This is a genomic window from Bradyrhizobium sp. C9 (assembly GCF_002532045.1).
Lineage (GTDB): Bacteria > Pseudomonadota > Alphaproteobacteria > Rhizobiales > Xanthobacteraceae > Bradyrhizobium.
In genome coordinates this window covers 263,545-284,343 of sequence record NZ_NWTG01000001.1, presented here as the reverse complement: position 1 = coordinate 284,343, position 20,799 = coordinate 263,545, and the positions used below count along the sequence as shown (strand labels likewise).

19 protein-coding genes are annotated in these 20,799 nt (G+C 65.6%); 6 read left to right on the top strand and 13 right to left on the bottom strand.

Going from position 1 to position 20,799, the window contains the following annotated elements:
- Window positions 1-189: 189 nt before the first annotated feature.
- Both CO675_RS01250 and CO675_RS01245 read right to left on the bottom strand, forming a co-directional pair.
- Window positions 190-633, bottom strand: a complete 444-nt coding sequence (locus CO675_RS01250) for a hypothetical protein (RefSeq protein WP_198964453.1) — start codon at window positions 631-633, stop codon at window positions 190-192.
- 178 nt (window positions 634-811) lie between these two features.
- Window positions 812-4,285 carry an indolepyruvate ferredoxin oxidoreductase family protein gene (locus CO675_RS01245; RefSeq protein WP_097670222.1) on the bottom strand — a complete coding sequence of 1,158 codons (3,474 nt, stop codon included), beginning with the start codon at window positions 4,283-4,285 and terminating at the stop codon, window positions 812-814.
- Between the two features lie 241 nt (window positions 4,286-4,526).
- Here CO675_RS01245 and CO675_RS01240 point away from each other — a divergent pair, with 241 nt between their 5' ends.
- The 4 genes from CO675_RS01240 (at window position 4,527) to CO675_RS01225 (ending at window position 7,343) form a co-directional block, all read left to right on the top strand.
- Window positions 4,527-5,477, top strand: coding sequence for a hotdog family protein (locus CO675_RS01240; RefSeq protein ID WP_097670221.1), 951 nt, complete (start codon window positions 4,527-4,529; stop codon window positions 5,475-5,477).
- 47 nt (window positions 5,478-5,524) lie between these two features.
- The gene (locus CO675_RS01235; protein ID WP_097670220.1) at window positions 5,525-6,079 is read left to right on the top strand and encodes a carboxymuconolactone decarboxylase family protein; all 555 of its coding nucleotides are present in this window, start codon (window positions 5,525-5,527) and stop codon (window positions 6,077-6,079) included.
- Between the two features lies 1 nt (window position 6,080).
- On the top strand, window positions 6,081-6,881 hold the full coding sequence (locus CO675_RS01230) for an SDR family NAD(P)-dependent oxidoreductase (protein ID WP_097670219.1): 801 nt from the start codon (window positions 6,081-6,083) through the stop codon (window positions 6,879-6,881).
- A 243-nt stretch (window positions 6,882-7,124) separates the two neighbouring features.
- The gene (locus CO675_RS01225; protein ID WP_028334528.1) at window positions 7,125-7,343 is read left to right on the top strand and encodes a hypothetical protein; all 219 of its coding nucleotides are present in this window, start codon (window positions 7,125-7,127) and stop codon (window positions 7,341-7,343) included.
- A gap of 39 nt (window positions 7,344-7,382) precedes the next feature.
- On the opposite strand, the gene CO675_RS01220 is transcribed toward CO675_RS01225, so the two are convergent.
- The gene (locus CO675_RS01220) at window positions 7,383-10,565 is read right to left on the bottom strand and encodes an efflux RND transporter permease subunit (RefSeq protein ID WP_097670218.1); all 3,183 of its coding nucleotides are present in this window, start codon (window positions 10,563-10,565) and stop codon (window positions 7,383-7,385) included.
- A 23-nt stretch (window positions 10,566-10,588) separates the two neighbouring features.
- Window positions 10,589-11,830, bottom strand: coding sequence for an efflux RND transporter periplasmic adaptor subunit (locus CO675_RS01215; protein ID WP_097670217.1), 1,242 nt, complete (start codon window positions 11,828-11,830; stop codon window positions 10,589-10,591).
- A 204-nt stretch (window positions 11,831-12,034) separates the two neighbouring features.
- Here CO675_RS01215 and CO675_RS01210 point away from each other — a divergent pair, with 204 nt between their 5' ends.
- Window positions 12,035-12,634, top strand: coding sequence for a TetR/AcrR family transcriptional regulator (locus CO675_RS01210; RefSeq protein ID WP_097670216.1), 600 nt, complete (start codon window positions 12,035-12,037; stop codon window positions 12,632-12,634).
- Window positions 12,635-12,860: 226 nt separating this feature from the next.
- Here CO675_RS01210 and CO675_RS01205 read toward each other — a convergent pair whose 3' ends face one another.
- The 9 genes from CO675_RS01205 to phnG are packed head-to-tail and all read right to left on the bottom strand — an operon-like array spanning window position 12,861 to window position 19,819.
- Complete coding sequence (locus CO675_RS01205; RefSeq protein WP_097670215.1) at window positions 12,861-13,472, bottom strand: pyridoxamine 5'-phosphate oxidase family protein; 612 nt, start codon at window positions 13,470-13,472, stop codon at window positions 12,861-12,863.
- Between the two features lie 35 nt (window positions 13,473-13,507).
- Window positions 13,508-14,104: a phosphonate metabolism protein/1,5-bisphosphokinase (PRPP-forming) PhnN gene (phnN, locus tag CO675_RS01200; RefSeq protein WP_097670214.1), complete on the bottom strand. Its 597-nt coding sequence runs from the start codon at window positions 14,102-14,104 to the stop codon at window positions 13,508-13,510.
- On the bottom strand, window positions 14,101-15,255 hold the full coding sequence (locus tag CO675_RS01195; RefSeq protein WP_097670213.1) for an alpha-D-ribose 1-methylphosphonate 5-triphosphate diphosphatase: 1,155 nt from the start codon (window positions 15,253-15,255) through the stop codon (window positions 14,101-14,103). The genes phnN and CO675_RS01195 overlap by 4 nt, the downstream gene beginning before the upstream one ends.
- Before the next feature lie 13 nt (window positions 15,256-15,268).
- Window positions 15,269-15,967 carry a phosphonate C-P lyase system protein PhnL gene (gene phnL, locus CO675_RS01190; protein WP_198964452.1) on the bottom strand — a complete coding sequence of 233 codons (699 nt, stop codon included), beginning with the start codon at window positions 15,965-15,967 and terminating at the stop codon, window positions 15,269-15,271.
- 8 nt (window positions 15,968-15,975) lie between these two features.
- Entirely contained in the window at window positions 15,976-16,773 is a 798-nt protein-coding gene (gene phnK / locus CO675_RS01185) for a phosphonate C-P lyase system protein PhnK (protein ID WP_097670211.1), read from the bottom strand.
- On the bottom strand, window positions 16,766-17,650 hold the full coding sequence (locus tag CO675_RS01180; RefSeq protein ID WP_097670210.1) for an alpha-D-ribose 1-methylphosphonate 5-phosphate C-P-lyase PhnJ: 885 nt from the start codon (window positions 17,648-17,650) through the stop codon (window positions 16,766-16,768). Before CO675_RS01180 ends, phnK begins: the two co-directional genes overlap by 8 nt.
- On the bottom strand, window positions 17,647-18,750 hold the full coding sequence (locus CO675_RS01175; protein ID WP_097670209.1) for a carbon-phosphorus lyase complex subunit: 1,104 nt from the start codon (window positions 18,748-18,750) through the stop codon (window positions 17,647-17,649). Before CO675_RS01175 ends, CO675_RS01180 begins: the two co-directional genes overlap by 4 nt.
- A gap of 3 nt (window positions 18,751-18,753) precedes the next feature.
- The gene (gene phnH / locus CO675_RS01170) at window positions 18,754-19,362 is read right to left on the bottom strand and encodes a phosphonate C-P lyase system protein PhnH (RefSeq protein ID WP_198964451.1); all 609 of its coding nucleotides are present in this window, start codon (window positions 19,360-19,362) and stop codon (window positions 18,754-18,756) included.
- A gap of 4 nt (window positions 19,363-19,366) precedes the next feature.
- Window positions 19,367-19,819, bottom strand: a complete 453-nt coding sequence (gene phnG / locus CO675_RS01165) for a phosphonate C-P lyase system protein PhnG (RefSeq protein ID WP_097670207.1) — start codon at window positions 19,817-19,819, stop codon at window positions 19,367-19,369.
- A gap of 104 nt (window positions 19,820-19,923) precedes the next feature.
- Between phnG and phnF the strand changes: the two genes are divergently transcribed.
- Window positions 19,924-20,649 carry a phosphonate metabolism transcriptional regulator PhnF gene (gene phnF, locus CO675_RS01160; protein ID WP_097670206.1) on the top strand — a complete coding sequence of 242 codons (726 nt, stop codon included), beginning with the start codon at window positions 19,924-19,926 and terminating at the stop codon, window positions 20,647-20,649.
- Window positions 20,650-20,799: the final 150 nt, after the last annotated feature.

Genomic DNA, 20,799 nt, shown 5'->3' with positions numbered 1-20,799 from the left:
CAAAGCCATGCCCGTCATCCCCGCGCAAAGGCTTCGCCTTTGTCGCTGGAGGTGCGAGCGGAGCGAGCCTCGAAGGATGCACGGCCCGCCTGTGGCCGTCGATCCTTCGAGGGCCGCCGAAGAAGCGGCCACCTCAGGATGACGGGTTTCGCTTGCTGCGCGGATCAGAGCAAAGACGTAGCGCCGCCCTCACCGCTGCCAGTTGCAGATGCCGCCGGTGCGGCACGGCCAGGTCTGGATCCTGGTGTCGCGGGCTTCCGCATCGAGCGGATTCGAGTGGCGCCGGGCGAGCTTGGCGCGGGCGGGGACGCGCGCGACCGCGCGCTTGCGCTCATGCGGCGCCGTCACCTTGGTCGTGCGCACCGCCTTCTGCGGCTCGACCCTGGGCTGCTCGACCTGCGGCTCGACATTGGCGTGCTGATCCGGGCTACGATCGGTCTTCGCCTCGACCGGAACCGGCTCGAACTGCGCCGGCGGGCCAAGCGGCTTCGGCGACAGCACGGCCTGAGAGAGGTCGAGACTGAAGAACTCGCTCGGACGGTACTCGTCAGCCAACGGCGCGCCACCCAACGCCAGATAAGCGGCCAGGTACGCGGTGCAAACAGTTGCAACAAACGCGTTTTTCAGGACCATCAAAGGGCCTCCTGAAATCACTCGAACAGAACAGCCGTTATGTAGGAACCCGGCCGCGCGAATCCAGCCGCGGATCGCGGGCAGGGTTACCGGTCAACCAAGGCGGCCGCGGAAAGTTCCGCCGCCCACCACCTGGAGCCCCGTTCCAATGGGATCGGAACGGGGAAAACGCTCTGCCCTACTCCGCCGCCTGGGCCAGCGGCTGGCCGATCGCGCGCTCCAGCCGCGCACATTCGGTGCGGTAGCGGGCGACGTTGCCTTCCTTGATGTGGCCGTAGCCGCGGACGAGGTCCGCAGCCTTCGCCAGCGCCACCAGACGCGGCAAGTCGAGCGGCTTCTTGCCGTCGACATGACGCAGGATCATCGCGGAATAATCCACCGGCAGCGCGCGCTCCATCTTGCGCTCGGCGGTGTAGCCGAAGATGTCGAACGCGGTGCCGCGCAGGCCCTTCAATCCCGCCAGCAGGCCGAACGCCTTGAAGATCCACGGCCCGAACTCGCGCTTCTGCAAACGCCCGGTGACGGGATCGCGCTGCGCCAGCAACGGCGGCGCCAGCAGGACCTTCAGACCGGAATTGCCCTCGAACTGCTCCCTCAAGGCCTTGCTGAACTCGCCATCCGAATAGAGCCGCGCGACCTCGTATTCGTCCTTGTAGGCCATCAGCTTGAACAGGCCCTTCGCGAAGGCTTCGGTCAGATCCTGCGATCCCGGCGCTGCCGCGGCTTCGGCGGAGCGGACGCGCGCGACGTCGTCGAGATAGCGCTTGGCGTAGGCCGCGTCCTGATAGTCGGTGAGGAATTTTGCGCGGAACGCGATCGCCTCGTCGAGCGTCTTCTTCGCCGGCGCTGTGCCTGCGTTCTTGAAGCGCGCGGCGCTGACCACGCGCTGCAGATCATGCGCGGCAAGCCGGCCCCACGAGAACGCGGTCTTGTTCATCTCGATCGCGGCGCCATTGAGCTCGATCGCCTTCAGGATAGCCTCGAGCGACAGCGGGATCGCGCCACGCTGGAACGCAAAGCCGAGCATGAAGGCGTTGGTCGCGATGCTGTCGCCCATCAGCGCGGTGGCAAGCCCGGTGGCATCGAGGATGTCGAGATCGTCGGGCCGCACCGCGCCGTTCAGCGCATCGCGCATCGAGCTGGCCTCGAAATCGATATCGGGATCGATCACGAAGCTCGCGGTCGGCAGCAGATCGGCGTTGACGACGGCGCGGGTGACGCCGCGCTCGGCCCGGCTCAGCGCCGGCACGCTGGTGGCGACGACGAGATCGCAGCCGAGGATCAGATTGGCATTGCCCGGCGCGATACGGACCGTGGTCAGCATGTCGGACGTGGGTGCCAGCCGGACATGGCTCATGACCGCGCCGTTCTTCTGCGACAGGCCGGTGAAGTCGAGCGTCGAGCAGGCAAGCCCCTCGACATGTGCGGCCATGCCGAGCAGCGCGCCGATGGTGATGACGCCGGTGCCGCCGATGCCGGTAATCAGGATGTTGTAGGGGCTGCTCAGCGCGGCCGCGGGCGGCGCCGGCAGGTCCGCGAACAGCGCCTTGGGATCGGCGGCGGTGCGGTCGGCCTTGCGCAGCTTGGGATCCTGCACCATCACGAAGCTCGGGCAGAAGCCCTCGATGCAGGAGAAATCCTTGTTGCAGTTCGACTGGTCGATGCGGCGCTTGCGGCCGAGCTCGGTCTCCAGCGGCTGCACCGAGACGCAGTTCGACGCCATCGAGCAGTCACCGCAGCCTTCGCAGACCCGCTCGTTGATGAAGACACGCTTGGCCGGATCGGGAAACAGCCCGCGCTTGCGGCGGCGGCGCTTCTCGGCAGCGCAGGTCTGGTCGTAGATCAGGACGGTGAGGCCCTCGATCTCGCGCAAGGTGCGCTGTACGGCATCGAGCTCGCGGCGATGATGGATGGTGGCGCCGGACGGGAAATAGTTGGCGGGATACTTGTCCGGATCGTCGGAGACGATCGCAAGTTTCTTGGTGCCCTCGGCCCAGACCTGATGCGCGATCTGCGCCACCGTGAAGCCGCCCTCCGCGGGCTGGCCGCCGGTCATCGCGACCGCGTCGTTGTAGAGGATCTTGTAGGTGATGTTGACGCCGGCCGCGGCCGCCGCGCGCAGCGCCAGCAAGCCGGAATGCGTATAGGTGCCGTCGCCGAGATTCTGGAACACGTGCTGTTCACTGGTGAACGGCGCCTGCCCGATCCAGCTCACGCCCTCCGCACCCATGTGCGAGATGGTCTGGGTGTTGCGGTTCGGTACCGACAACGCCATGCCGTGACAGCCGATGCCGGCCATGGCGCGGCTGCCTTCGGGAATCTTGGTCGACGAGTTGTGCGGGCAGCCCGAGCAGAAATACGGCGTACGCTGCAGCTTCGCCGTGCCGGTGCCTTCGGCCGGGCGATCGAACGCCTCGAGCTTTGCCAGACGCTGCTCCAGCAGCGGGCTGTGATGGCCGAGCCTGCGCAGACGTGCGACGACGGCGGCAGCCACCATGGTCGGCGTCAGTTCGCCCTCGCTCGGCAGCAGCGGTGCGCCGCTCTCGTCGCGCTTGCCCACCACCGACGGACGCTTCGATGCGTCCATGTTGTAGAGGATGCGGACCAGCTGATCCTCGATGAAGCCACGCTTCTCCTCGACGACAAGCACGTCCTGCAAGCCTTCGGCGAAATCGCGCGCGCCGCGCGCTTCCAGTGGCCAGGTCAGCGCCACCTTGTAGATGCGCACGCCCAGCGCCTGCGCATCGGCATCGGTGATGCCGAGATCGGCGAGCGCCTGACGCAGGTCGAGATAGGCCTTGCCGGTCGCCATGATGCCGAGCCGCGCCGGCTTGGAATCCAGCACGATGCGGTCGAACCGGTTGGCGCGGGCGAACGCCGCGACCGCCTCCATCTTGGGCCCGTGCAGCCTGCGCTCGGCCTCCAGCGGCGGATCCGGCCAGCGGATCGAGAGCCCGCCCGGCGGCATTTCGAAATCGTCGGGCATGATGATCTTGATGCGATCGGGATCGCTGACGATCGAGGCCGAACTTTCGACGGTCTCGGAGATCGCCTTGAAGCCGACCCAGCAGCCGGAATAGCGCGACAGCGCAAAGCCGAGGATGCCGAGGTCGAGATAGTCCTGCAGCGTTGCCGGATTGACCACCGGCATCAGCGCCGAGGCGAACACCTGCTCGCTCTGGTGTGCGAGCGTCGAGGACTGGCAGCCATGGTCGTCGCCGGCGAGCGCGATCACGCCGCCATTCGGCGAGGTGCCGGCGGAATTGGCGTGCTTGAGCGCATCGAGCGAGCGGTCGACGCCGGGGCCCTTGCCGTACCAGATGCCGAACACGCCATCGACCTTGGCGCCGGGGAACATGCCGACCTGCTGGCTGCCCCACACCGCAGTCGCCGCCAGGTCCTCGTTGAGGCCGGGAACGAAGGCGATATCGTGCTCTTTGAGGAACGACTTCGCCCGCCACAGCGCGTGGTCATACATGCCGAGCGGCGAGCCGCGGTAACCGGAGATGAAACCGGCGGTGTTCAGCCCGTGCGCGCGGTCGCGTTCGCGCTGCAACATGGGCAATCGGACCAGAGCCTGGGTACCGGAGAGGAAGATTCGTTTGGTATCCAACCGGTACTTGTCGTCCAGTCCAACTTCCATCAACGCCATCAGTTTCAGGCTCCCCGCCGATCAGGTCACGCCGGTCCGAACCGGTCTCATTGTCTTGCCCATGATCATGCATCAGCATGCACTGATTTTGTTATGCATGAACAGCCCCGTTCCATGGCCGCAGGACATATCTCGTATTGCGGAGGCAAGGCCTTGTTTGCTCTGCGAGGCCTTGTTGCTCTGCGAGGCCTTGCCGAACCCCGGCATCTTTGAAACGGTGGCGCGCAAAGGGAGACCAAGGATGATTAAAGTCGAATCCGCGTTCACGACCGAAATCGTGGAGAACGGCAATCTGCTGGTGGGTCCCTGGCGCAGCCCGAAGCAGATGCTGCAGGCCCAGACCTACGACTCCCACGCTTCGATCCACGACGATGCAACTGCGCAGAAGCTCGGTTTCCGCGGCGGCACCATCGAAGGACCGACCCATTTCAGCCAGTTCGCGCCGCTGTGCGAGCGGATCTGGGGCCGGGCCTGGTTCATGACCGGATGCCTGTCGGCGCATTACCGCAACCCGGTGTTCGAAGGCGAAGAGGTGCAGGCCCAGATCGAGAAGCCGAAGCCGGGCCAGACCGTATGCACCATCGGGATGATCAAGCGCGACGGCACCGAGATCCTGCGCGGCACCGCCTCGATCGACCGCGACGGTAAGGAAACCGCACTCGCCCGCAGGCTCGGCGAATTGAAGCCGCTGACCGATCCCGTGATCCTCGCCGACATCAAGGTCGGCATGAAGACGCCCCGGCAGGCGATCAAGATGGATTTCGACCAGAACATGGGCGATCTCTATCCGTTCTCGCTGGCCGACAAGCTCAAGGTGATCACCGAGCCTTCGGACTATTATTCGCTCGAGCACAATCCCTGGGGCCGCGCAATCATCCCGATGGAGATGCTGAGCGTGCTGTTCCAGTACCGCGCGCGCGAGGACCGGCTGCCGGTCCGTGGCCCGGCGGTCGGGCTGTTCGCCGATCAGGAGATCCGGCTTGTGCGCGGGCCGCTATTCCCGGGCGAGACCTATTGGGTCGAACGCGAGGTGGTGGCGCTGTCGGGGAGCAAGCGCACCGAGAGCATGTGGGTGCGCTCGACCGTGTTCGATGCCGATGGCGCCGTGGTCGCCACCATGCTGCTGAACGGCGCCAGCATGAAGGACTCCTACGCCAACTACGAGCGCGAGCACAAAGCCCTCTACGGCTGAAGCGACAGCCGCCCCTTCCGCAAGCCGCCGAATCAAGGACAACAACAATGGCCCGCCTGCCCTATCTCGAAGCCGATCAGGTCGCCCCCGAATATCGCGACATGCTCAAGCGCAACACCAATCTGCACAAGCTGCTGGTCAATTCGCCGGACATGGCGCGCGCGTTCAACGGGATCGGCGGCTACATCCGCTTCAAGAGCAAGCTCGACCCGCGGCTGCGCGAGCTCGCGATCCTGCAAGTCGGCTGGCTCGAGAAGTCGGAATACGAGTTCACCCACCATGTGAAGATCGGCAAGGAGTTCGGCGTCACCGACGACGACATCCAGGGCCTGATCGCCGAGACTGAGGGCAAGCCGTCAAGGCTCGAGCCGCTGGCGAAGGCAATCCTCAAGGGGGCCCGCGAGATGGTGCGCCAGCTCGCGATGTTGGAGGCGACCTTCGCCGAGATCAAGCGAGAGCTGTCCGACGAGCACATGACCGACCTGGTGCTGACCATCGCGTTCTACTGCGCCGTGGTGCGCGTGCTCGCCACCATGCAGATCGACAACGAGCCAAGCTACAAAGAGGTACTGCAGCAGTACCCGATCCCGGGAGTGAAGTGAGATGCGCCTCAAAGATCGCGTCGCCATCGTCGTCGGCGCCGGCCAGAGCCCCGGCGAGGGCATCGGCAACGGCCGCGCCACCGCGCTGACCTTCGCCCGCGAAGGCGCCAAGGTGCTGTGCGTCGATCACAACCTGGCATCGGCGCAGGAAACCGTCGACCTGATCGTGGCCAACGGCGGCACTTCGGTTGCCTTCAAGGCCGACGTCACCAAGAATGCCGACATCAAGGCGATGGTGGCGGATGCGCATGGCCGCTGGGGCAGCGTCGATATCCTGCACAACAATGTCGGCGTCAGCCTTTCCGGTGGCGACGCCGAGCTGCTCGACATCACCGAGGAGGCGTTCGACCGCTGCGTGGCGATCAATCTGAAGAGCTGCATCCTCGCCGCCAAGCATGTGATCCCGATCATGCGCCAGCAGCAGCGCGGCTCGATCATCAACATCTCGTCGATGGCCGCGATCACGACCTATCCTTACGTCGCCTACAAGGCGACCAAATCGGCGATGATCGCCTTCACCGAGCAGCTCGCCTACCAGAATGCGCAATATGGCATTCGCGCCAACGTGATCCTGCCGGGATTGATGAACACACCGATGGCGGTGGACACGCGCGCACGCGAATTCAAGAAGAGCCGCGCCGAGGTCGAGGCCGAACGCGACAGCAAGGTGCCGCTGCGCCACAAGATGGGCACCGGCTGGGATGTCGCCAATGCCGCGCTGTTTCTCGCCTCCGATGAGGCGAATTTCGTCACCGGTGTGACGTTGCCGGTCGATGGCGGGGCAAGTGTGCGGCGCGGTTAACGGATAGCGAAAAATCCGGCCGGTTAATCGAGACGATTAACCTGTATGACGGTGTGCGGTTAATCTCTGTGACGACATCACGCGTTGTTGCGCCGCAATGATTCGAAAAAATTGAAGTATTCCAATGACACGGCGATGTGACGACGCGTCCACATAAATCGAAATCCTGACTCGTTGTGGTCGCACGAAATTCATCTGCGCTCTGTATCTCGCACGCCAAGAACTTCTGGAGTGCCTGGACCAATGAGCGAAGAATTCGAACTCAGACCCGATCAGTGGGATGCGCTGAAAGCGCTGCGGGCTCCCGCAGCGAACCCTTCACGGCTGAACCGGTTCGCCGTCGAGAGCCTGATCACGCTCGGTTATGTCGCCGTGCGCGGCGATTCGTTTGAGCTGACGCCCGCGGGCCGCAAGGTGCTGGTCCGCGGTTCGTCACTTCTGCTGCTGGATATCGCAGCCTGATCCTCTTCAAACTGACACGAGGCTTACACGCACGCGGCATCATGCCGCGTGTGCTTTTCCAGGGATGGTCGCCTCACCATGCTGCGTCAGTGGCTTCATGCCGGTGACAGTGCGCAGCAGCACATAGAACACCGGCGTCAGGAACAGGCCGAACACGGTGACGCCGATCATGCCGGAGAACACCGCGACGCCCATCGCGCGCCGCATCTCCGAGCCCGCGCCGGTCGACAGCACCAGCGGCAGCACGCCCATGATGAACGCCATCGACGTCATCAGGATCGGCCGCAGCCTTAAGCGGCTGGCCTCGATCGCGGCGCGGATCGGCGAGCGCCCGGCGAATTCGAGCTCGCGCGCGAATTCGACGATCAGGATGGCGTTCTTGGCCGACAATCCGACCAGCACGATCAGGCCGATCTGGGTGAAGACGTTGTTGTCACCCTTCGACAGCCAGACGCCGAACATCGCGGCCAACAGGCCCATCGGCACGATCATGATGATCGAGAGCGGCAGCGCCAGGCTCTCATAGAGCGCGGCGAGCACCAGGAACACCAGCAGGATCGCGAGCGGAAACACCCAGAGCCCGGAATTGCCGGCGATGAACTCCTGATAGGTCAGGTCGGTCCATTCGAAGGCAAAGCCCGGCGGCAGCGTTTCGGCCGCGATTCGGGTTGCCGCCTCCTGCGCCTGGCCGGACGAAAAGCCCGGCGCCGCGGCGGCGTTGATGTCCGACGACAGGAAGCCGTTGTAGCGGATCGCGCGCTCCGGACCTGCGCTCTGCCGGACCTTCAACAGCGCCGACAGCGGCACCATGTCTCCGGACGACGAACGCACCTTCAACTGCCTGATGTCGTCGGCACGCGCACGGAACGGCGCGTCCGCCTGTACATAGACCGAATAGGTGCGGCCGAATTTGTTGAAGTCGTTGACATAGTAGGACCCGAGATAGATCTGCAACGTGTTGAAGACCTCCGTGACCGGCACGCCGAGCTGCAACGCCTTGGTGCGGTCGATGTCGGCGAACAGCTGCGGCACGTTGACCTGGAAGCTCGAGAACACGCCGGCGATCTCCGGCGCCTTCTGCATCGCCGTCATGAAGGCCTTGGTCGCATCGTTCAGCGCCTCATAGCCGAGGCCTGCACGGTCCTCGATCTGCAGCTTGAAGCCGCCGATGGTGCCGAGGCCGTTGACCGGCGGCGGCGGGAACATCGCGATGAAGGCATCCTGGATGCCGGCATACTTCTTGTTGAGCGCCGCCGCGATCGCCGGACCGCTCAGCGACGGATCCTTGCGTTCGTCGAACGGCTTCAGGGTCGAGAACACGATGCCGGCGTTGGACGAGTTGGTGAAGCCGGAGATCGACAGGCCGGGAAATGCCACCGAGCTCTCGACACCCGGCTGGGTCAGGGCGATGTCGCTCATCTTGCGGATCACTTCCTCGGTGCGGTCGAGCGTGGCGCCGTCGGGCAGCCGGGCGAAGCCGACCAGGTACTGCTTGTCCTGCCCGGGCACGAAGCCGCTCGGCACCTGCTTGAACAGCACGCCGGTCAGGCCGATCAGCAGCACATAGAGGCCGATCACCACGGCCTTGCCATAGATCACCTTGGTTACGGTCCTGCCGTAGTTCTCCGACGACTTGGTGAAGACCTTGTTGAAGCCGCGGAAGAACCAGCCCAGCGACTTTTCCATGCCTCGGGTCAGCCAATCCTTCGGCTCGTCATGTCCCTTCAAGAGCAGCGCCGACAGCGCCGGCGAAAGCGTCAGCGAGTTGATCGCGGAGATCACGGTCGAGATCGCAATCGTCAGCGCGAACTGCTTGTAGAACTGTCCGGTGAGGCCGGAGATGAAGGCCAGCGGCACGAACACCGCGATCAGCACCAGCGCGATCGCGATGATCGGGCCGGACACTTCGCGCATCGCCTGGTTGGTGGCATCGCGCGGCGACAGGCCGGATTCGATGTTGCGCTCGACGTTCTCGACCACGACGATGGCGTCGTCGACCACGATGCCGATCGCCAGCACCAGGCCGAACAGGCTGAGCGCGTTGATCGAGAAGCCGAACACATGCATCACCGCGAAGGTGCCGACGATCGACACCGGGACCGCGATCAAGGGGATGATCGAGGCGCGCCAGGTCTGCAGGAACAAGATCACGACCAGCACGACGAGCGCGATCGCCTCGAGCAGCGTATGGATGACGGCCTCGATCGAGGAGCGCACGAATTGCGTCGGATCGTAGACGATCTGGTACGACACGCCTTCCGGCATGTTCTTCTTGATCTCGGCCATGGTGGCGCGAACATGGTCGGAGATCTCCAGCGCGTTCGAACCCGGCGCCTGGAAGATCGGGATCGCGACTGCCTGCTTGTTGTCGAGCAGCGAGCGCAGGCCGTATTCGGAGGCGCCGAGCTCGATCCGCGCGACGTCGCGCAGCCGCACCACCTCGCCGCTAGAGCCGGTCTTCACCACGATGTCGCCGAACTGCTCTTCAGTCGACAGCCGTCCCTCGGCGTTGACGGAAAGCTGGAGGTCGAGGCCCTTGACGCTGGGCGAGGAGCCGACCACGCCGGCCGCGGCCTCGACGTTCTGGGCCTGGATCGCGCGCACCACGTCGCTTGCGGTCAGCGCATGTTCGGCGGCCTTCTGCGGGTCGACCCAGACCCGCATCGAATAGTCGCCGGCGCCGTAGAGCTGGACGTCGCCGACGCCGTCGATCCGCGCCAGCCGGTCCTTGACGTTGAGCACGGCGTAGTTGCGCAGATACGTCATGTCGTAGCGGTTGTTCGGCGACAGCAGATGCACGACCATGGTGAGGTCGGGCGAGCTCTTCTTGGTGATGATGCCGAGCTGGCGCACCACGGCCGGCAGGCGGGGCTCGGCCTGCTGCACGCGGTTCTGCACCAGCTGGGTCGCCTTGTCGGGGTCGGTGCCGAGCCGGAACGTCACCGTCAGCGTCATCGCGCCGTCGGTGGTCGCCTGGCTCGACATATAGAGCATGCCCTCGACGCCGTTGATCTGCTCCTCGATCGGCGTTGCGACCGTCTCGGCAATCACCTTCGGATTGGCGCCGGGATAGGTCGCGCGCACCACGACCGACGGCGGCACCACGTCGGGATATTCCGAGATCGGCATCGCCAGCAACGAGATCAGGCCGGCCAGGAAGATCAGGATCGATAGCACGCCGGCGAAGATCGGCCGGTCGATGAAGAATTTCGAGAGATTCATGGCTCCGCCCCCGCGTGCAGCGCCTAGCGCTGCACGACGTGCTGGTTGGTTTCGGTAGATGCCTGCTGCATGCCGCGCGCGCCCATTTCGGCGACTTCCATCTTCAGAAGTGCGCCGGGGCGCACGCGCTGCAGGCCGTTGACGACGATGCGGTCGCCGGATTTCAGGCCGGCGGTGACGATCCGCAGGCCATCGACCGCACTGCCGAGCGTGACGGAGCGATAGACCGCGCGGCTGTCGTCGCCGACCAGCATGACGAACTTCTTGTCCTGGTCGGTGCCGACGGCGCGCTCGTCGACCAGCACCAGCGTCTGCTGCTTGGGCTGGCCCATGCGTACACGGGCGAACTGTCCCGGGATCAGCCGGCCGTCTTCGTTCTTGAACACGGCGCGGACGCGGATGGTGCCGCTCTGCCCGTTGACCTGGTTGTCGATCAGCTGAATGTGGCCCTTGGCGCTGAGGCCGCCCGACGTCACCATGTCGACCGGGATCTGATCGAGATTGCCGCGCTTGCCGGACGCGTCCGCGATCGAGTTCAGCGCGCGCAGCACGACCTCCTCATCGGCATCGAAGCTCGCATAGATCGGATTGACCGAGACCAGCGAGGTCAGGACCGGCGACGAGGTGCCCGCCGCAACCAGATTGCCGACGGTGACCTCGATCCTGCCGACCCGGCCGTCGACCGGTGCGCGAACCTCGGTGTAGTCGAGGTTGAGCTTTGCGGTCTGCAACGCGGCTTCGGCGGCCTTGACGTTGGCGATCGCCTCGCGATTGGCGTTGTCGCGCTGGTCGAAGTCACGCTTGGTGACGATGTTGTTGCCGACCAGCTGTGCACCGCGTTCGACTTCACTCGTGGTGAACACTACGCGGGCCTTGGCCGCCTCGAGCTGCGCCTGGGCCCGGTCGACCTCGGCCGCGTAAGGCGCGGGGTCAATCTTGAACAGGATGTCGCCGGACTTCACCAGTGCGCCCTCGGTGAAGTTGGTCGAAAGGATCGCACCCGCCACCCGCGGCCGCAGTTGGACGCGGTCGACGGCCTCGAGCCGGCCCGAGAAGTCATCGAACAGGGTGGTCGGCCGCGGCTGGATCACGGCGACGGTCACCGGCACCGCCGGCTCAGGGGCGGCGGCCGCGGTCGCCTGCGCCGCGTGGAAATAGTGGCCGGTCGCGAGCGAACCGGCCACCGCGAGGGCGCCGAGGATCACGACACCGCCGACGATGCGTCGGAAACGGCCGGAAACGGGATATTGGGTTGACGAGGGCATTCACGCGCTCCAGAGATCTGTAGTGTTCGCTACAAATGTGGAGCTGGACGCCGGTTCGCAAGATACTTATGTATCGAGCACTATGAATTTATTATCTCATTCGTGGGGAAATGGGAAGACGCGGAAAAACATCACGTGCAACAAGAGGATAAGCTAGGGACAATCCGTCATAGAAGCGGCACCCGGCTTACGGAGCAAGCAAAAATGGGAATGGGACGCCCCCGCGCCTTCGACGCGGACGCCGCTTTGGACCGGGCCATGGACGTGTTCTGGCGCCACGGTTACGAGGGGACCACGATCGCCCAGCTCACCGAGGCGATGAATATCAATCCGCCGAGCCTCTACGCTGCCTTCGGCAGCAAGGAAGGCCTGCTGAAGGCCGCGCTCGACCGCTACTCGGAAAAGCGCGACGCCTGGATGGAAAAGGTTCTGGGCGCCTCAAGTGCCCGCGAGGTGGCCGAGCGATTCCTGATGGAGCACGCGGACGCCCAGACCGACCCCGCCAACCCGCCTGGCTGCCTGCTGGTCCAGGGCGGCCTCGCCTGCGGCACCGGCTCGGAAAACGTTCCGTTCGAGCTGGCGGCGCGCCGCACCCACACCGAAGACCAGTTGCGCGACCGCTTTGTCCGCGCCAAAGCCGAACACGACCTCGGCGAAAACGCCGATCCGGTCACGCTCGCCCGCTATCTCTCCGCGGTGACATCCGGCATGTGCGTGATGGCCTCTTCGGGCGCCGACCGCACCACGCTGCGCGAGATCGCGGCAGTGTCGCTGAAGGCGTTCGATGAGCAGGCGAAGGCATAGCCATACGAATCGGCGAAGCCGTCGAAAGTCACCTCGCCCCGCTTGCGGGGAGAGGTCGAATTCGGGTGAGGACGACTCTCCGCGAACATAAATTTCACTGTCGTTTGCGGCACCACCCCTCACCCCTGCCCTCCAAGAGCGAGCTTCGCTCGTCTCGACCCCGCATCCGCCTTCGCCCGAAGGCGGGCTTCGGCGGACAAGAGTGCGGGGCGAGGGAGAAGAGGCCTCACCACATCGTCTGTCGCGCGCGCTCCGGCCATTCGCGATCGTAAGTCTCGCCGCCGACCGTGTGCTCGCTCATCTCGGCGAGGATCTGGCCGGGCGTCGGCAGGGCCTTCGGATCGACCCGCTTGTCCGGATTCCAGAGGTCAGAGCGCACGATCGCGCGGGCGCACTGGAAATAGATTTCGTCCACATTCATCACGATCACCGTGCGCGGGGCCTTGCCTTCCATCTTGAAGGAGGCCAGCAGCTCCGGCTCGGCCGAGACATAGGCGCGGCCGTTGACGCGCAGCGTGCTGCCCGAGCCCGGGATCAGGAATAACAGCCCGACGCGAGGATCGCGAACGATATTGCGCAGCGAATCGCAGCGATTGTTGCCGCGGCGATCCGGCATCATCAGCGTCTTCGCATCATGGATGCGCACGAAGCCCGGCAGGTCGCCGCGCGGCGAGCAGTCCAGCCCCTCGGGCCCCGAGGTCGCAAGCGACACGAATGGCGACTTCTCGATGAGCACACGATAGAGCGGCGTCACGTGATCCGCGACCTTCACGGTCGACGCGTCGTTCGGGAAGCCGTAGATCGCCTCAAGTTGCTCGATCGTGGAAATCACCGACATTCGTGCTGTTCTCCTTTGTGGCCAGTCGTCTCGTGCTACTCGTCCCAGCGCTCGCCCTTGATGATCCGGACAAGCTGTCGCGCGTGATATTCGGCGGTACCGGAATTGACGATGGTGAAATCGGGCGTCGACGCGCTTTCGTCGACTGTGCGGGCCAGCCGCTGTGCGAGCAGACCGTCGCTGCTGCGTGCCCGCGCGGCCAGCCGCGCCGCCAGCACATCCGGCGGCGCCGTGATCGAGACCACCACGGCATTGGCATAGTTGCGACGCGCCGCCGCGATCACCGTGCGGGAGACATTCGCGATCACGGTGCGTCCGGCGCGGATCTCATCGTTGATCGCGCGCGACAGCGCGTAGCGATGGCCATGTGCTTCCCAGTGCATGGCATAGTCGCCGGCGCCCACCGCACGCTGGAAGGTCTCCGCGCTGACCTCTTCATTGTCTTCCGAGGCCGAGGCCTGGCGGGTGATCAGCCGGCGGGCAAACACGATGTCGCAATCGTCGGCGCAGGCCGCCTTCGCGAGCCCCAGCAGCGTATCCTTGCCGGCGCCGCTCGGGCCGACCACCAGAATCAACCGGCCGGGACCGATCGCGGGGGCGTGCTGCGCGGCGACGGCAGGGACTTCGCTCATGCGACCCTGGCTCCCTCGCGCCAGACGCTGCGCACCACCGGCAGATCGCGCGCGACGTGGACGCGGATCAGGTCGGCACGCCTGCCGACCGCGATCTCGCCGCGATCGGACAGGCCAACCGCCTCGGCCGGCGTCTTGGTCACGGTGCGGACGGCGGCGGCGAGGTCGATCGCCGGCACATGCCGCGGCAGTTGCAGCGCCGCCATCAAGAGGCTCGACGGGATGTAGTCCGACGACAGGATATCGAGCATGCCCTCATTGGCGAGATCGACGGCGGCGATGTTGCCGGAGTGCGAGCCGCCGCGCACCACGTTCGGCGCGCCCATCAGGATGTCGATGCCGGCGGCGTGCAGCCCGCGCGCGGCTTCCATCGTAGTCGGGAATTCCGCGACCGCGACCTTGTCGTTGACGGCGTCGACCACGTTTTCATCCGTGGTGTCGTCGTGGCTCGCCAGCGGAATCCCATACTCGTGCGCCAGCGCGACGATCGCGCGGGTGTTCGCTACGGCATATTCCTTCTGATAAGCGAAGCGCCGGGCGAACAGCACGTCGAGCTGGGCGTCGGTCATGCCGCCGCCCTTGCCGCGGTAGTAGTCGCGCAGCTTGACCTCGTCGCGGAACTGGCGCTGGCCCGGTGTATGATCCATCAGCGACATCAGCCGCACGTCGGGCCGGTCGATCAGCTCCTTGGCCTCGGCGACGACATCGGGCATCGGCACCTCGCAGCGCAGATGCAGGAAGTGATCGGCCCGCAGCAGGTTCTCCTCGCGCGCCGCCGAGATCGCCGCGGCCAGCACGCCGGCGCGGCCGTCGACGTCCTCGGCGCCATCCTCGCGCCAGACCCGCAGCGAATCCAGCACCGTGGTGATGCCGGAGGTCGCGAGCTGCCCGTCATACGAGATCACGGCGGCGACCGGATTCCAGAACACCTTCGGCCGCGGCACGTAGTGCATCTCGAGATGGTCAGTGTGCAGCTCGATCAGTCCGGGCATCACGAGATCGCCACCGGCGTCCTCGGCAGCCTCGGGCGCCCTGCCCTCGCCGAACTCGGCGATCTTGCCATCTGCGATCGCGACCCAGCCCTGCTCGATCACGCGATCGGCGAGGACCAGCCGGGCGTTGCCGATGATGGTGTCTTGCTTGGCAGTCATTTCAAACAGTCCTTCAGGCAGCAGCGGCGAACGAGGTCACGTCCACGATACGGTCGGCAATCAGATGGCGGATTTCGTCGTCATGGACAATCGCCACCATTGCGACGCCCTTGGTCTTTTTCTCCGCAATCAGCTCGACCACCACTGCGCGATTCGCCGCATCGAGCGAAGCGGTCGGCTCGTCCAGCAGCAGGATCGGCAGGTCCGAGATGAAGCCGCGTGCGATGTTGACGCGCTGCTGCTCGCCGCCGGAAAAGGTCGAGGGCGGCAACGTCCACAGCCGCTCCGGAATATTGAGCCGGCGCAACAGGCGTCCAGCGCGTTCGCGGGCCTCCTCGCGCGCCACGCCGTTGACGATCAACGGCTCGGCGACGACGTCGATCGTCGCCACCCGCGGCACCGCGCGCAGAAACTGGCTGACATAGCCGATGGTCGAGCGGCGGATGCTCAGCACCTGGCGCGGCTCGGCGGTCGCAAGGTCGACCACCTTGCCGCGGTGGCGGATGCCGATCCGGCCGCTGTCGCAGCGGTAATTGCCGAAGATCATCTTCAGGATCGAGGATTTGCCGGCGCCCGACGGGCCCGACAGCACCACGCATTCGCCGGGATCGGCGTGGAACGAGACGCCGCGCACCACGGGCAGCTCGACGCCGCCTTGCAGATGCATGGTGAAGGTCTTCTCGGCGTTGGCAAGTTCGATCATCGCGGTCATTGGCAAGCTCATGGCGGAAGTATCGAGGAAACGAGCAGTTGGGTATAGGGCTCGCGCGGATCGTCGAGCACCTGGTCAGTGAGACCGGTCTCGATGACGCGGCCGCCCTTCATCACCATCACGCGATGCGACAGCAGGCGCGCGACCGCGAGATCGTGGGTCACGACGATGGCGGCAAGGCCGAGCGCGCTGACGAGATTGCGCATCAGGTCGAGCAGGCGTGCCTGCACCGAGACGTCGAGGCCGCCGGTCGGCTCGTCCATGAACACCAGCCGCGGCTCGGTGACGAGGTTGCGCGCGATCTGCAGCCGCTGTCGCATGCCGCCGGAATAGGTCTTCGGCGCATCGTCGATGCGGCCGACATCGATCTCGACCCGATCGAGCCAGGTCGATGCGGTGTCTCGGATACGGCCGTAGTGATTCCAGCCGACCGCCATCAACTGCTCGCCGACATTGGCGCCGGCCGAGACGCCCATGCGCAATCCCTGCGCCGGGTCTTGATGCACAAAGCCCCAGTCGGTGCGGAACAGGAAGCGCCGCTCCGCTTCGCCGAGTTCGGCGAGATCGCGCAGCACGCCGTCGCGCATCCGGTAGGACACTCGTCCCGCGCTCGGCGCGAGCTGCGCTGAGAGCAGTTGCAGCAGCGTCGACTTGCCCGAACCGGACTCGCCGACGATCGCCAGCACCTCACCCGGATAGAGCGCAAACGAGACGTCGCGGCAGGCCGGGAGCCGGCCGTAATTCTTGCAGAGCCCTTCGGCCACCAGCAGCGGCTGATCCTTGTCGAGGCTCGAGAGCTCAGACATGCGCCTTCTCCTTGTGCGGCGCCGCGCTCTCGGTGCCGTGATGGCCGGCGGCCTGGCGCTGCTCGCAGAAGTCGGTGTCGGAGCAGACGAACATCCGCCCGCCTCTGTCGTCGGTGACGATCTCGTCGAGATAAGAGTCGTCAGCGCCGCACAGCGCGCAGGGCGCGTCGAAGCGATAGCGCGTGAACGGATGATCCTCGAAATCCAGCGACACCACCGTGGTATAGGGCGGGATCGCGTAGATGCGCTTCTCGCGGCCGGCGCCGAACAGCTGCAGCGCCGCGCAATTGTCCATCTTCGGATTGTCGAATTTCGGCGTCGGCGACGGGTCCATCACGTAGCGGGCATTCACCTTCACCGGATAGGCGTACGCGGTCGCGATGTGGCCGAAGCGCGCGATGTCTTCGTACAGCTTGACGTGCATCAGCCCGTATTCGGCGAGCGCGTGCATGCGCCGCGTCTCGGTCTCGCGCGGCTCGAGGAAGCGCAGCGGCTCGGGGATCGGCACCTGATAGACCAGCACCTGCCCGGCATGCAGCGACGCCTCGGGAATGCGGTGCCGGGTCTGGATCACGGTCGCATCCGTCGTCGAGGTCGTGGTCGCGACACCCGCGGTCTTGCCGAAGAACTTGCGGATCGAGATCGCATTGGTGGTGTCGTCCGAACCCTGATCGATCACCTTGAGCACGTCGTCGGGCCCGAGGATCGCCGCCGTCACCTGCACGCCGCCGGTGCCCCAGCCGTACGGCATCGGCATCTCGCGGCTGGCGAACGGCACCTGATAGCCGGGGATCGCGATCGCCTTCAGGATCGCGCGGCGGATCATCCGCTTGGTCTGCTCGTCGAGATAGGCGAAATTATATGTCGGCGCATTCATTCCGCGGCCTCCTGCATTTCCACGGCCGCGTTGACCTCCGCGAACTCCTGCCGCAGCTTGCGCAGCAGGCCGAGCTCGGACTGGAAGTCGACGTAATGCGGCAGCTTGAGGTGTTCGACGAAGCCGGTCGACTGGACATTGTCGGAGTGCGACATCACGAACTCCTCGTCCTGCGCCGGCGCCGCCGCCTCCTCGCCGAGCTCGCGTGCACGCAGCGCGCGGTCGACCAGCGCCATCGACATGGTCTTGCGCTCGCTCTGGCCGAAGGCAAGGCCATAGCCGCGGGTGAAGCACGGCGCCTCTGACGTCGAGCCCTTGAACTGGTTGACCATCTGGCACTCGGTCAGCTCGATCGAGCCGAGCGGCACCGCGAAGCCGACGTCTTCGGCTGCGAATTCGACCTCGACCTCGCCGAAGCGGATCTCGCCGGCGAAGGGATGTTTGCGGCCATAGCCGCGCTGCGTCGAATAACCGAGCGCGAGCAGAAAGCCCTCGTCACCGCGCGCCAGATTCTGCAGCCGCAGATCGCGATCGGCCGGGAAGTTCAACGGCTCGCGCGTGAGGTCGCCGACCGACGCGTCGCTCTCTGCCTGCGGCGAGGATTCGATCAGGCCGTCACGGCCGAGGATGTCGGTGACCCGCGGCGTTGCCGCCTGCGAGGCTTCGGCGGTCGCCGGCTGCTCCGGCACAAAGCCTTCCGCGAGCTGCGGATCGAGCAGGCGATGGGTGTAGTCGAAGGTCGGCCCCAGGATCTGGCCGCCCGGAACGTCCTTGAAGGTCGAGGAGATGCGCCGCCGCACCTGCATCTCGCCGGTATTGACCGGCTCGGTGGCGCCGAAACGCGGCAGCGTGGCGCGGAAGGCGCGAACCAGGAAGATCGCCTCGATCATGTCGCCGCGCGCCTGCTTGATCGCAAGCGCCGCAAGCTCGCGGTCGTAGAGCGAGCCTTCGGTCATCACGCGGTCGACGCCCAGCGCGAGCTGCTCGGAGATCTGCGCCAGCGTCACCTCGGGCACATCGCGATCGCCGCGCCGCTCATGCGCCAACAGCCGATGCGCATTCTCGATGGCGCGCTCGCCTCCCTTGACGGCTACATACATCGCTCACACTCCGCTTGCGATCAGCCGCGTGGTGCGCGGGATCGCGACAATGTTGTCGTCATGGACCAGCACGACGTCGATGCCGCGCGGGAACAGCGCTTCATTGATCGAAAGGCGCTGGAACAGATCGCGCGGCTTGACCATCGCCTGCAGCAGCGCGCTGCCGTCGATGCCGGGCCCCTTCAGCTCGAAGGCCGGACCCTGCGTCAGGCTGTCGACCTGCAGGATCAGCGTGGTCGACCGGTCAGGATACTCGTTGCTGCCGAATGCGAAGCGCTCGAGCGCCGGCAGGTTCGCGGCATCGCCGATCAGCGCGAAGCTTGCGATCGCGGAATCCGTAACCACCGGCGCGCTGGCGTGAAACTTCAGCCAGCGGGCGACATCCGGCGTCGCCGACATCGCAGCGTCGAGCCAGATCGGCGTGTCGTGATCGAACAGCGTCAGCGCGATCGCGGCCGAGCCGCGCATCATCCCGGCCGGCGTTCCGACATCAGCGGCGACGCGCTGCACGCTGCCCGGACGCGCCATCGCATCCATCACGGAGCGGAACGTGGATTGCGCCGACAGCACCTTGTCGGCAAACCCTGCGGGCATTTCGGCAATCGTCGTCATTGCATCACCCCTCACCGCGCACCATCGTGTAGAAATCGACCCGCGTCGCCGCGGTCTCCGCGGCCTTGCGGGCGCGCTCGGCATTCATGGCGGTACGCAGCGGCGCGATCACTTTGGCCTCCACCTCGCCGGACAGCTCCGCCGACTGCACCATGGCGTCGCACAGCGCGATTATCTGCGCCTTGTGCGCGTCGCGGCCGAGCGTGTAGCCGAAACCGACCTCGCCGGTCACAAGCCGCACCGCCGCGCGCGACACCGTCGCCTCGCCGAGATTGAATGGCGCACCGTCACCGCCGATCCGCCCGCGCAGCATCACGAGGCCGTTCTCCGGCTCGCGCAGGTTCTCATGGCTGGGCACCGCGATCGCCGCGAGCCGGCCTGCGATGTCGGCCGCGGCGGAGTGCGCCAGCACCGTCATCGCGGCCTTGCGCTGGGCCTGTTTGCTGTCTGGATTCATCGGCAACCTTGCTTGCATCAAGTTGTCTATGATAATAGACAACTTGATAGCCGAGCGCCATGACTGTTTCGTGACAAACCAAAGATTTCTGGTATCACCGCGCCATGAGCATGCAGGAAAGTTCCGGCGTCGCCTTGTGGCGGCAGGTCGCCGACGGCATCGAGCGCGGCATCGCTGACGGCCGTTTTGCCGCGGGCGAAAAGCTGCCCGGCGAGATGGAGATCGCCGAGACTTACCGGGTCAATCGCCACACCGTGCGGCGGGCACTCGCCGCACTCGCCGAGCGCGGCCTGGTGCGCGCCGAACGCGGCAGCGGCACCTATGTCGAAGCCCAGCGCCTTGCCTATCCGCTGCGCTCACGCACGCGATTCTCCGAGATCGTCGGCGCCGGCGGCCACGAGCCGCGCGGCCAGCTGATCGATGCCGGCAGCGATGTCGCCAACCGCGAGATCGCGCGCGAGCTCGGCCTGAAGATCGGTGCGCCGCTGATCCGGATCGAAGCGGTGCGGCTCGCCGACCGGACGCCGATCTGTGTTTCCACCACCTGGCTGTCGGCCGAGCGGTTTCCCGATGCCGGCAGCGTGTTCGCCGACGTTCGCTCGATGACCAAGCTGCTCGGGCATTACGGCGTGAAAGATTACCACCGTTCATCGACCCGGATCACCGCGGCGATCGCCGATGCGACCGATGCCGCACGGCTCGATCTGCCGCTGGGACGGCCGGTGCTGGTGGTCGACGCCACCGACGTCGATATGCTGGATCGCCCGCTGGTGACCAAGCGCTCGCGCTTCGCCGCCGAGCGCGTCGAGTTTCTGGTCGAGAACAGCTGATCTCTCTGCTCCCTCGCCCCGCGCTTGCGGGGTCGAGACGAGCGAAGCTCGCTCGTAGAGGGTCGGGGTGAGGGGCTATCTCCGCAAATTCGAAAGCCGTGAGTCTGCGGAGAGTCCCTCTCACCCGGAATTTGCGCTGCGCGAAAATTC